Raw genomic sequence first — 12,873 nt, 5'->3', positions numbered from 1 at the left:
GATACCCAAGCAAGCAGGTCGGCCAGCTCAGCGTCAATGGTTTCCTTGGTCCAGGTGGTGTAGCGGCGCCGTCGGAATTTCTGTTGCCGCCACAGCAGCACATTCTTTCTGAGCGGCGTACTACTTCTTCCCGAACTGCATCGGCCAGACAAATTATGCGTTTTGCCTTATCCGCATCACATTGCGACGGCACGTGCGCTATTGGCATCACGTTTTTACACGACTTTTTTGGCCTGGTGGGCCTAAAGGCCGGTTTCCGAGCGATATGGACCTTTGCGATTGCAGCATTCTACTGATAAAAAAGAATGCTGTGTCGTCCCACGCTGATTTCATTAAAGCGAAACTATTTGGCGCCACTCGACTAAAGCGCACAAAAGTGCTAGTGGGGCTTCGCCGATGCCGATGCATAAAGCACTGTGGCTGAGAAAGCATTCGATGGAGTTTGGGTGGCATTGGTCATTTCGTGTCACGCGTTGAACCGCAGCTCGACAGGAACGACTGCATGCGCTTCGGGCCGCGAAAAGGTTTCACACGTCGCTCGCGCTCCCGCGGGGGCTGATGGCTGTTCTGCGCACGGTTGCTGACTCGGGCCGCGGCATCAACGAACATGTGCTTCACGTTCGCCAACTCCGGGATGTCGGCTATCGCTGCCCGATAGTTGCGCCATTGATCGGTGACAATCTTGCGTGGCGCCGGGTTTGAGCGCAGGACACGCTTGAAGAAGCATTTGGCGGCGCCCTTGTCGAGCTACTTTGGCAGATAAATTTCGAGTTCGACGTACGTTTGTCCATTCAATTTACTGCCTTATATTTTTCTTTTCACGTCCATCAGATAGATCTGATTTGTGACTTTCCGTTGTTGTTCTGCATCGAGTTGACAGTTTTTGACTAACCCGAAAGGTGCTGTGCAGTACTTTCGGGGGCTTAAACAGAACGCAGCATGTGGAATGAACAAAAGAACCTACAGACTGGTTTTCAGTCCGTGTCGGGGAATGCTCGTCGCCGTCGCGGAAACGGCAATCGGCTACCACAGAGACAAACGTGGCGAATTGCGCCGGTCGGTCGCACGGCAATCCATTACTTTGTTTGCGATGCGCCAGACGGCTTTTGCCGTCCTGGCGCTGTGCGGACTCGCGCCCGCGCTTTCCGACGCCCAGATTGTCCCCTCGGGCGCGTATGCGCCCGGCGCTATCAGCACCGCCAATGGCCTGCCACAAGTCAATATCAATAAAGCCTCGAATGCTGGCGTTTCTCTGAATACGTACTCACAATTCGACGTGCAGCAGAAAGGCGCGATCCTCAATAATTCGCCCGTTATTACCAGCACGCAACTCGCGGGACAGATTAACGGTAATCCGAATTTCGGGCGGAGCGATGCCGCGAAGATCATCGTCAATCAGGTCAATAGCAATAACCCGTCGCTGCTGCGGGGCTACATTGAGGTCGCGGGACAGAAGGCCGATGTCATCGTTTCGAACGCTTCGGGCATCGTGGTGGACGGCGGCGGCTTCATCAATACGTCGCGCGGTGTTCTGACGACTGGCAATCCGCTGATCGACGGTAGTGGCAACCTGACCGGCTTTAACGTTACAGGCGGCCTGATTGCGGTTGAGGGCGCGGGCCTGAATGCCTCGAATATCGACCAGGTCGACTTGCTGGCGCGCGCCGTGCAGGCGAACGCGGAGATTTACGCCAATACGCTGAATGTGACGACCGGGTCGAACAATATCGACTACGCGAGCCTCAACCCGACGCCCATCGCGGGCAGCGGACCTGCGCCCGGTGTGTCCATTGACGTGTCGCAGCTCGGTGGGATGTACGCGAATCGCATCACACTCGTGAGCAATGAGAACGGCGTCGGGGTCGCGAACGCCGGTACGATTGCCGTACAAGCGGGCGACCTCACGCTGACAAGTTCAGGCCAGCTTGTGCAGACTGGCAAGCTGACTGCCAGCGGTAATGTAGGCATCGATGCGGCCAGCGTCGCCAATAGCGGCACGATCTATGCGCAGCAGAATGCCTTCATCGGTACGGCCGGCGCGCTGACGAACACCGGCGCGATTGCAGCACAGCAAAACACCACGATCAATGCCGGGTCCGTCAGTTCGACCGGCACGTTCGGCGCGGGCGTGAACAATGACGGCTCGGTCGGCAATGCCGGCGACCTGAACGTTGGTACTTCCGGCCAGTTGAGTGCGACCGGCAAAAACGTTGCGGGTGGCAATGCAGCGCTGACGGGTCGCAGCGTCGATCTGACGGGCAGCGAGACGGCGGCAAACGGCAACGTATCGCTGACGGCAAACGCAGGAGACCTGAACCTCGCTGGTGCGACGACGAGCGCACGCGGATCGGTCGCGGCGCATGCCGCCGGTACGCTTGTCAATGACCGCGGCGCGCTCACGGGCGGCAGCGGCGTCATGCTCACCGCGGGCAGCCTGTCGAACGAGGGGGGCGCTCTTGTGTCGGGGGGCGCAATGCTGGTACACGCAGGCGCCATCGCGAACAACCAGGGGACGATACAGAGCGCAGCCGGTTTGTCGCTGTCGGGAACATCGCTCGACAATACCGCCGGCCGCATTACGTCACTGAACGGCGACGGCCTCTCGGTCACGGCCACGGGCCAGCTCACGAACGCAGCGGGCACGACCGCAACCGGCGCACAGGGCGGTGTGATCGGCGGCAATGGCGCCGTTACGCTTCAGGGCGGAAGCGTTGCCAACCACGGCGCGGTGTGGGCGCAGACAAACCTCCAGGTAACCGGACAATCGGTCGATAACAGCGGCGGCTCGCTCGGCGCTTCGGGCAATACGACGGTTAATGCCGGTACGCAACTGACCAACAGTGGCGGGCTGATCACCGCAGGCGACACGGTGACGGAGAGCGCGACGACGCTCGACAACAGCTCGGGAACGACGCAGGCCGTGCAGGTGTCGCTGAACGCGACAAACCTTGTCAATCACGCGGGGACGATTACCCAGACAGGCAGCGGGCCAATGAACGTCGCCGTTTCGGGCACGCTCGACAATTCGGCGGGCGGCACGCTCCAGACGAACAGCACGGACCTGACGCTTGCCCCGGCCACGCTCATTAACGACGGCGGTACGATTCTCGATGCCGGAACGGGGACGCTTACGATTGCACCGGGCAACGGCGTGGGTTCCTTTTCGAACGCTGGCGGGACGATCATCGCGGGCGGCCAGATCGCGGCGCATGCGGCGAGCCTGAATAACGCCAATGGCGTGCTCGCCGCGCAGGGCAATATCGCGGCGGACGTCGCAGGCGGTATCGACAATACGCAGGGGGCGGTACGCTCGCTCGGGTCCTTATCGCTTGCAAGCGGCGGCACGCTGAAGAATACGAACGGACAGATCCAGGCCGGTACGGGCGCGGCAGGTGACGCGAGTACGCTCGCCATTCAGGCTGCCTCCACCGACAATACAGGCGGTCTGATCAGCAACCTCGGTACGGGAAATACGACCGTCCAGGGTGGTAGCCAGACCATTAACAGCGGCGGCGTGATCACCGGCAACGGCAACCTGGCCGTCGATACCTCGTCGCTCTCCAACACGCAGGGCGGCCAGGTGAGCGGCGGGAGCGTCGTGGTTCAGGCCGATACGGTCGACAACAGCGGCGGCAAGGTCGGCAGCTTTGCTGGTTCGAGCGGCGACGTTGCGATCGCGACGACCGGCGCGATCACGAACACGAACGGCCAGATCGGCGCGACCCATGATCTCACCGTGAATGCCGCTACGCTGACGGGCGGCGGTGCCTATAGCGCGGCGAACGACGTCGCGATAACCATACAGGGCGACTTTGCGCCGACCTCCGGTTTCGCGTTCAACGCCGGTCACGACCTCTCCTTTACGCTGCCCGGTACCTTTACGAATGCCGCGGCGCTTCAGGCCGCCGACAACCTCCATATCAACGCGAACGATATCGCCAACAGTGGTGCCATGATGGCGGGTGGCACGCTGACCACGCACTCGAACACGCTGGAAAATACCGGAGCGATGGTCGGCGGTAGCGTCTCGCTGCACGCGACGCAATCGATTGCGAATGTCGGGCCGAGCGCGCTGATCGGTGCGACGGACAGTAACGGCCTGCTCGAACTGCTCGCGCCCGATATCGAGAACCGCGACGACACCACGATGACCGACACGCAGGCGACGACCGCAATCTATGGTCTTGGCAAGGTCGTGCTGGCGGGTGGCAAAAACGCGGACGGCAGCTACACCAGCGCAAACCTGATCCGCAACCAGTCGGCGTTGATCCAGTCGGCGGGTGACATGACGCTCGACGCAAATCAGGTCACGAATACGCGCACGACGATGACCACGACCGGTCTGAATCAACCGGTTGATTCGTCGTTGCTGACGCAGCTTGGCATCAGCGTGTCCGGCTGCACCGCCATCGACACGGCCGCGTGCTCGGGCCAGAACGTAGGCTGGGCCACCCCGGATAACCCGGCTTTCCTGACCATGATTGGCGGTGTGTACACGGTGCCGCCGCACGGCGGCCAGTGGAATAGCGGCTACCAGTACACGACCTATACAGGCGTGGCCCTCGCGAACCTGATCGCGTCCATCAGCCCGCAGGCGCAGATCATCGCGGGCGGCAACCTGGACGCGTCGAAGGTGGGGCTGTTCCAGAACTACTGGAGCGCGGTCACGGCGGTGGACAACATCGCAGCGCCCGTCACGCTCGACCAGAATAGCTGGCAGGGGCAGACCGCGCCCGAGGTACAGGTCACCTACTCGGGCTACTATCACTACAACAACTACGACAATACCGAGCACGACTGGACCTTGCCGTTCGGCGATGCACCGTTTGTCGGCTCGAATCCGGGCGGCTACCAGGCGGCGCCTGCCGATATCCGCCATTACGCACTCCCAAGCTACGAGTCGAGCTTCGTCGCGGGTGGCACGCTTTCCGGCACCGGCGTCAATATTGACAATACGGCTGGTAATGCAGGTGTTCCTTCGCTCGGCCTTGCGCCCGGCCAGTCGCTGGGCGGGGTGAATGCAGGCGGAGTCAGCGGAAAGCCGGGTCTGGTCAATCCGGTCATCGCGGGCGCGACGGCGGTCAATGTCCTGAGCAACCTGACGATTCCCCAAGGTGGCCTGTTCAGACCCAATACCGCGCCGAACGCGCCGTACCTGATAGAGACGAACCCGGCCTTTACCAGCCAGAAATCGTTTATCTCGAGCGACTACTACCTCCAGCAGCTCGGCCTGAATCCGCAGAGCGTGGAAAAGCGCCTGGGCGACGGCCTGTACGAGCAGCAGCTCGTGCAGAACCAGATCACGTCGCTGACCGGCAAGGCCGTACTCGGCCCGTACACCGATCTCCAGTCGATGTATCAGTCGCTGCTCGCAGCGGGTGCGTCGCTTGCCGGGTCGCTTGATCTGCCGCTCGGCATGAGCCTCTCACCGGAACAGGTTGCGGCACTCACCAGCAATGTGATCATCATGCAGACCGAGGTCGTTGACGGTCAGTCCGTGCTGGTGCCGGTCGTCTATCTCGCGAAGGCAAGCCAGCAGAATATGAACGGGCCGCTCATTGCGGCAACCGACATCGACCTGCAGAACACGCAGACCTTCAATAACAGCGGTACGGTACAGGCGAGCAATGCGCTTTCGATCCAGGGCGCACAGATCAACAACGCGCTCGGCAAGCTGCAAAGCGGCGGCCTCATGGCGCTGTCGACGACGGGCAATGTCGATCTGACCTCGGCTACCGTGAACGCCGGAAGCCTCGCGCTGAATGCGGGCGGCGAGCTGATCCTCAATACCGCCGCGAATACCGTCAACCAGGTGAGCGCGACCGGCGCGACACGGACCACGACCACGCTTGGTCCCATCGCGAACCTGAACGTGACGGGCAACGCGGCCATCGTCACGGGCGGCAACGTCGAGCAGAACGGGGGCAACCTGAACGTGGGCGGCAACCTCGGCATGGCCGTGGGCGGCAACTACGATCTCGGCTCGGTGCAGACCGGCGAACACAAGGTGGTCGCTGGTGCGAATGGTGTGTCGGATACCAGCCTCAACCAGACGACCGGCAGTTCCGTCAACGTGGGTGGCGTCTCGCAGATCGGCGTGGGCGGCAACCTGACCGCGACGGGCACGGATATCAATCTCGGCGGCGGCGGGACGATAGCGGCAAAGGGAGACGTCACGCTCCAGGCAGCGAAGTCCACCTCGACCGTCGATAGCAACAGCTCGGGCAGCGACAGTCACGGCAGCTATTCGGACTCGCAGCACCTGTCATCGGATGCGCTGACCGCGACGACGCTCAATTCCGGCAATTCGCTGACCGTCGCATCGGGCAACGATATCAACGTCATTGGCAGCACGATCAACCTCGATCAGGGGACGGCGACGCTGGCGGCAGCGAACGACGTCAACATCGGCGCGGCCACGGCGACCTATGTCGATAACTCGACGCAGACCGGCAGCCATAGCAACATGATGAGCGGCAAGGAGGTATCGAGTTCGAGGGATACGACGACAACCCTGAACCAGGGCAGCCTGATTTCCGCGGACGGCGTGTCGATCTCGAGCGGCAAGGATATCAACGTCGCAGGCAGCACGATCGTCGGGACGAACGATGTATCACTGAGCGCCGTGCATGACGTGAACATCACCACAACGCAGGATACGAGCCAGAGCAGTTCGTTTTACGAGGAAAAGACATCAGGCTTCGGCGCAATGAGCGGTGGTGGCGTGAGCCTGAACTACGGCACGCGCGACACGAAGGAGACGACGCACGACAGCAGCGTGACGAACAATGGCAGCCTTGTGGGCAGCACGAATGGCAACCTCTCGATTCAGGCGGGTAACGCCCTGCACGTGACGGGCAGCGATCTCGTGGCAGCCCAAAATGTCACAGGGACGGCGGCCGATGTGATCATCGATGCGGCCACCAACACCTCGCACCGCGACGAAACCCAGGAGGTGAAGCAGAGCGGTTTCACGCTCGGCCTGTCGGGGAGTGTGGGCGATGCGATCAATGGCGCGTACCAGCAGGGCCAGGCGCTCGCGAGCGGCAACAGCAACGGGCGCGCCGAGGCGCTGCATGCGATTGCAGCAGGCGGCAATGCCGCGATGGCGGGTATGGGGGCAGCGGATCTGATGGGCGGTGCAACCGGGCCGAACGCGCCGAGCATTGGCGTTCAGTTGAGCTTCGGTTCCAGCCAGAGCAAGAACACGTTCACCGAGGATCAGACGACGCAGAAGGGGTCGAACGTTCAGGCTGGCGGCACCGCTGCTTTCGTGGCGACGGGTGACGGCACGCCCGGCAGCGGTAACCTCACCATCGCGGGTTCGAACGTGAGCGCGAACGATGTCATGCTGGCCGCGAAGAATCAGGTCAACATCGTCAATACGACGAACACGGACACGACCAGCAGCACGAACAAGTCGAGTAGCGCGAGCGTGGGTGTGTCCTATGGCACGCAGGGTTTCGGCGTTTCTGCCTCGATGTCAAACGCGCACGGCGACGCGAACAGTGACGCGGCAATCCAGAATGCCTCGCACGTGACCGGCGCGACTAGCGTTACCGTCGTTTCCGGTGGCGACACCAATATCATCGGCTCGCAGGTCAGCGGTAACCAAGTAACCGCGCAAGTTGGCGGCAACCTGAATATCGAGAGCGTCCAGGATACGACCGTCAGCACCGCGCATCAGAGCAGCGCGGGTGGCGGGTTCAGCATCAGCCAGGGCGGTGGCAGCGCGAGCTTCAGCGCGCAGAACGGCCACGCCGATGGCAACTATGCTCAGGTCAACGAGCAGGCGGGCATCAATGCGGGCAGCGGCGGCTTCGATGTCAACGTCAAAGGCAATACGAACCTTACGGGCGCGGTGATTTCGAGTACCGCCGATGCGTCGCAGAACAGCCTGACGACCGGGACGCTGACCTACAGCGATATCCAGAACCAGTCGCATTACAGCGCGTCGAGCAACGGGATCGGTGCAGGTGTTGGCGTGGGTAACACCGGCAAGGCGCTAGGCCCTGGTTCGGTGAGTGGTACGGGCGGCGTATCACCGATGATTTCGCAGAACGAGAGCGGCGACCAGAGCGCGACCACGCGCAGCGCGGTCAGCGCGGGCTCGATCAATGTCACCAATCAGGCCGCACAGACGCAGGACGTCTCGGGCCTGAGCCGCGATACGACGAATACCAATGGAACGGTCGCGCAGACACCGGACGTGAACGCGCTGCTCAACCAACAGGCGGACACGATGCAAGCGGCGCAGGCGGCGGGGCAGGTGGTCGCGCAAGGCATTGGCGCGTACGCTGAATCGAAGCTGGAAGCGGCGCAGAAAGCCGGTGACGCAGCCGGAGAAGCAGCGTGGGCCGAAGGTGGCGACAACCGCGCGCTGCTGCACTTCGCGGGCGGTGCGCTGATTGGCGGTCTTGGCGGTGGGAGTGTCTTTACTGCGGTAGGTGGTGGCCTTGGTGCGGGCTTGTCTTCGAAGCTCGCGGGCCAGCTTGAGGGCCTCTCCAAGAATGTCGCATCGGAGACGGGCTCGGAACTGCTGGGTAGTCTTGCCGCGAATGTAGCGGCGGGCGTCGGGGGCGCACTCGTAGGCGGGACGGCAGGTGCGGCCACTGCGTCGAACGTCGAGCTTTACAACCAGATGCTTCATCAGAAAAAGAAGGACCTGGTATCGCAGGTTTGCGGGGCGGGCGCGCAGTGCAGTGATGCAACGCTGAATGCAGCGATTCAGGCTCAGGGAGCAAATGCAGATGCTGCCGCGGGTAGTCTCCAGCCTAATTACGCGACCGCCAACGGAGGCGTACTATCGGCCAATGGAACGGTTGCGGTGAACCTGTATGACGGCCAGCGGTATGTTGGTGGTGGAGTATCAATGACTAATCCATCGGCCGTTTCGTGGATGCCAAGCGGCACCGCAACGCTGGGATGGATATTTGGCGCGCAAGATGCAGGTGCCACCAATTCATTTCTGAATGGTGATGGTAGCCAATACTTTGTTTCGGTACCAACACCCTTTGGTGTCAATGCGTTCGGCGCGATTACCCATGCGTATGGCGGTAGTACGGCCGTTGAAATTGGGTTTGGGTCACCTGGTGGAAAAACCATTGGGGTAATGCCTTGGGGTCATTCCTCCCCCGTGGGCGCTAACTAGAGGAGATTGATATGGCAACTGGCGGAGGGCCAACGCCCGAACAGTGGGCACGCATGAGCAAAAAGCAAAAGACTTTTTACTGGGTATTTATCGCGGTGATCGCGGCAGTTATAGGAAGCGCGATGGTTGAGAAGCTGTTGGGATGAAGGCGGAAACAGCCGTGCGATATTGCAGGCGGCAGGCGGCGCGTTGATCGGCGGGCTGGGCGGAGGTAGTGTCTTCACGGCAGTCGGAGGCGCGGCGGGAGCGGGTCTTGCGTCGAAGATGGCGGACCAACTGGAAAGCCTTTCAAAAGGCGTCGCATCGGAGACGGGCTCGACCCTTTTGGGCAACCTTGCCGCGAACGTGGCTGCGGCTGCGGGTGGTTCGCTGGTTGGCGGCACGGCGGGCGCAGCAACCGGAACAAGCGTTGACCTCTACAATCGCCAACTGGATACCAAGGAGAAGTCCCTCGCGCAGCAACTGGCCGATGCAAGCGGCGGAAAATACACCGTAGCGCAGATCGAGGACCAATTGCGTCAGATGGATATGAGCACCAACGGAACAACTGTATCGGGGGCACCTGCTACGCTGTTGGGCCAGATGCCGACCGACTCCGGCGCGCAGTGGATGTCTGCCGGAACGACGGCAAACGGTCAACCGATCCTGACTCAGATCACGGCGCATTCCGACTCCGCATTGCAGAGCCACATTCTGGCGAACTACAACAGTGTTTCGGCGGGGCAGGTGCCTAGCGAATTTTCGTATCCGTCGAATGGCAGTGGCAACTCGCTCAACGTGACCGGACCATTTACCCGTTTCGATCAATCGGACGCAAACTTCGTGAGGAATACGACGGCAGATGCGGCTTCAATGATTTCAACCAATGCCGGGCGTATTGGCGCTGCCGCTGCGACAGCAGCAGCACTGCCAACACCGTACGCACCAGTTTTTGAAGGAGTTGCGTTTGGATCGACCGTCACGGGCTGGGTAGCAGATTTCGTGGTACAGACGGCACGCCCCAATCCTGGTTCGTACGTGGCGGGAGGGATTGTCGATCTGACACTGGGAGGTGTCGCGAACAAATATCCTCTCGCTGGCACGGTAATTACTGAATCTGGTAGCTGGATCAAGAACACAACTACGTTTAACGACGTCAGCAGCCAACTTAATAATGCGGTGCAAAACAAAAAATGAAGATTATTAATAACGGAAACTTCGCGCCTTGGTTTCGTATTCTGTTATGGGCAATGGGTATAGCGTTAGCGGCAGCCTCGTACTTCCTTTTGTCTGGAATAGAAGAGTTTGTTGGCGTTGTTGTCGGAATGATTGTTTTGGCGACAGGTACCTATGCGGAGCGCGCAAATATGCTTCATTTGAAGCCTTTCGACAACAGCTACGAGAAGGCGCGCAAGAGCTATGAAACGAAGGTGGATGAGGAAGAAAAATAACGAAATGCCGTCCGTAAGGGCCACTTGATGGAGTTGGTCGCGCCATGAATCAAAGGATATTAACTGGTTTATTTTTTGGCTTTTCCCTTGTCAATGCATCGCATGCCGATGAGCCAAATTGTCAGTCACAGACGATTGAGTCCCATACAAGCAAAATATGCGTTGTCGACAAACCGTTTCAACATACCTACTACATACTGTTGGTCGATGGATCATTCATTTTCTCGTTGCCGGATGACTACGTTGAGAGCGTTACCTTGATTCATCGGATTCCTGAGGATGCAGCAATCGAATTTCCGCTTTCCAGGCAGGGTACTCCCACTGTGACTATTTCGGGTGGTTGTTTGCCTATTTCGGAGAATGAGGAAGTTGATGGAAATAAAGTTGGTATCGAAGTTGGCCGCTCCTGTTCCTTTAATTGGGGAAATGTGGCGATAGTCAAGAATTTGCAATTCAAATTTAAGCCCTGAATGACGAACATCCAGGCTATCGGCTGAAAGCGGCGAGCTTACCTACTAACGCATCCACATGAAAAGCAGAAAGAGGCTGGCGGCCCTGCTCACAGCCTTGGTCACTCTCGCGTCTAACGCACAGACCATCACCCCCGCCGATGAAGCTGCTGCGGGTCGCGCAAACGCTGAGCAAAATCGCCTGCTCCAGGAGCAACGCGACGCGCAGCAGCGCGCGGCGACCGTCGCGGCGCCCGTGGTCCGTTCGGTCGCACCTGTCGCGGGCGAATGGCCCATCCTGCCCGTCGAAACGCCGTGTTTCCGCATCGATTCGTTCGCCGTCGCGGTGCCGAATACGCTACCCAAGGTCGTCCGCGCAAGGGGCGCGTCGACGCTCCCGCTGGACCCGTTCGCGTTCCTGCATGAGTGGCTGGGTCACTACGAAGGGCAATGCGTCGGCAATCAAGGGCTCGATATACTGACGAAGGGACTGCAAGGTGTCATCCTGAGCCGTGGCTACATTACGACGCGTGTTCTGTTGCCTGCACAGGACCTGTCGAAAGGCACGCTCAAATTCGCTCTCGTACCGGGCACTATCCGCAATCTGAAGTTCGCCGACGACGATACGCGCGGCACCTGGAAAACCGCCTTCCCCGCGCGCGACGACGACGTGCTCCAGCTTCGCGATCTGGAGCAGGGACTGGAACAGATGAAGCGCGTGCCCAAGCAGGACGCGACCATGCAGATCGTTCCCGGCGACTCTCCCGGCGAAAGTGATGTGGTGATTGACGTCAAGCGTTCGAAGCCCTGGTCGCTCGTGGTCTCGGCAGACAACTCAGGTACGAATGAAACGGGCCGCTACATTGGCAACGTGTCGCTCGGCCTGTATAACCCCCTCGGCCTGAATGACATTCTCTCAGCAGGGTTCAACCAGGATTTGCAATTCGGCAATCACGACTTGGGCACGCACGGCTGGAACGCCTCGTATTCGGTGCCGTGGGGCTTTTGGACAGGCACGTTGTATGGCTATACGAACACCTACTACCAGCAGATCGCGGCGGTGAACCAGTTCTTCGTGGCGAGCGGCAATGCGCAGACGGCGGGACTGAAACTGGAGCGGGTGATTCACCGCAGCCAGAACGACGTAACGGGCGTCGAGTTCCAGCTTTTCAAGCGCTACGGCGCGAGCTTCATCGAGGACACCGAAATTCCGCAGCAGCACCGGAATAACACTTTCATCGAAGCAGGCCTGACCAACCGGCACTACTTCGGCGCGGCGCAGTTCGACGGCACGCTCGCATATCGGCAGAGTATCGGCGCGTTCGGGGCAATGTCCGATACGTCCGGTGGACCGACCTACTACTTCCACTTGGCGACGCTCGACGCGAACCTTTCGGTGCCGTTCAGAATCGCAGGCCAATCTCTGCGTTACGTCGGAACCGTACACGGCCAGTTCACGAACGATGAACTGAACTATATCGACGATCTGACGATCGGCAGTCGCTACACCGTGCGAGGCTTCAGCGGCCAGACGATGCTCGCGGCCGAAAAGGGATTCTACTGGCGCAACGAACTGCACAGCGCGCTCGGCGGGACCGGCCAGTCGGTCTACGCTGGTCTCGACTATGGTCGCGTCTGGGGGCCATCCGCAGCGCAGTTGGCGGGCACTCAGCTCGCGGGTGCGGTGCTTGGTTTGCGTGGCGGCGCGCCGAGCCGCCTCGGTACATACAGCTACGACGCGTTTATCGGCACACCGATCTATGCGCCGTCTAGTTTCCCCGCTTCGAGTGTGACGCTCGGCTTTCAGGTATCGGCACAGTTTTAAATGAGACAGCGAATCTTC

Annotated in this window: 6 protein-coding genes and 1 pseudogene; 6 read left to right on the top strand and 1 reads right to left on the bottom strand. The window is 60.3% G+C overall.

What is annotated here, in order from left to right; translation table 11 throughout:
• Nucleotides 1-468: 468 nt before the first annotated feature.
• Nucleotides 469-744 (bottom strand): annotated as a pseudogene (locus tag LJ655_RS13320) (DDE-type integrase/transposase/recombinase); the annotation flags it as partial.
• A 202-nt stretch (nt 745-946) separates the two neighbouring features.
• On the opposite strand from LJ655_RS13320, the gene LJ655_RS13315 reads away from it, so the two are divergent.
• From LJ655_RS13315 to LJ655_RS13295, 6 genes are read left to right on the top strand one after another with little or no spacing between them, the layout of a single operon-like run.
• Entirely contained in the window at nt 947-9,151 is an 8,205-nt protein-coding gene (locus LJ655_RS13315) for a hemagglutinin repeat-containing protein (protein ID WP_329959702.1), read from the top strand.
• A gap of 11 nt (nt 9,152-9,162) precedes the next feature.
• The gene (locus LJ655_RS30085) at nt 9,163-9,297 is read left to right on the top strand and encodes a hypothetical protein (protein ID WP_268991455.1); all 135 of its coding nucleotides are present in this window, start codon (nt 9,163-9,165) and stop codon (nt 9,295-9,297) included.
• Nucleotides 9,278-10,327 (top strand): hemolysin, encoded by a 1,050-nt coding sequence (locus tag LJ655_RS13310; RefSeq protein ID WP_230561707.1) that lies wholly within the window; start codon nt 9,278-9,280, stop codon nt 10,325-10,327. The genes LJ655_RS30085 and LJ655_RS13310 overlap by 20 nt, the downstream gene beginning before the upstream one ends.
• Nucleotides 10,324-10,581, top strand: a complete 258-nt coding sequence (locus LJ655_RS13305) for a hypothetical protein (protein WP_230561706.1) — start codon at nt 10,324-10,326, stop codon at nt 10,579-10,581. Before LJ655_RS13310 ends, LJ655_RS13305 begins: the two co-directional genes overlap by 4 nt.
• A gap of 44 nt (nt 10,582-10,625) precedes the next feature.
• Nucleotides 10,626-11,051, top strand: coding sequence for a hypothetical protein (locus LJ655_RS13300; protein WP_230561705.1), 426 nt, complete (start codon nt 10,626-10,628; stop codon nt 11,049-11,051).
• Nucleotides 11,052-11,109: 58 nt separating this feature from the next.
• Complete coding sequence (locus tag LJ655_RS13295; protein ID WP_230561704.1) at nt 11,110-12,855, top strand: ShlB/FhaC/HecB family hemolysin secretion/activation protein; 1,746 nt, start codon at nt 11,110-11,112, stop codon at nt 12,853-12,855.
• The last annotated feature ends 18 nt before the right edge of the window (nt 12,856-12,873 follow it).

This window comes from Paraburkholderia translucens, from assembly GCF_020881035.1.
Classification (GTDB): Bacteria; Pseudomonadota; Gammaproteobacteria; order Burkholderiales; family Burkholderiaceae; genus Paraburkholderia; species Paraburkholderia translucens.
Note: the sequence above shows the minus strand (reverse complement) of the source record. Positions and strands in the feature narration are given on the sequence as shown.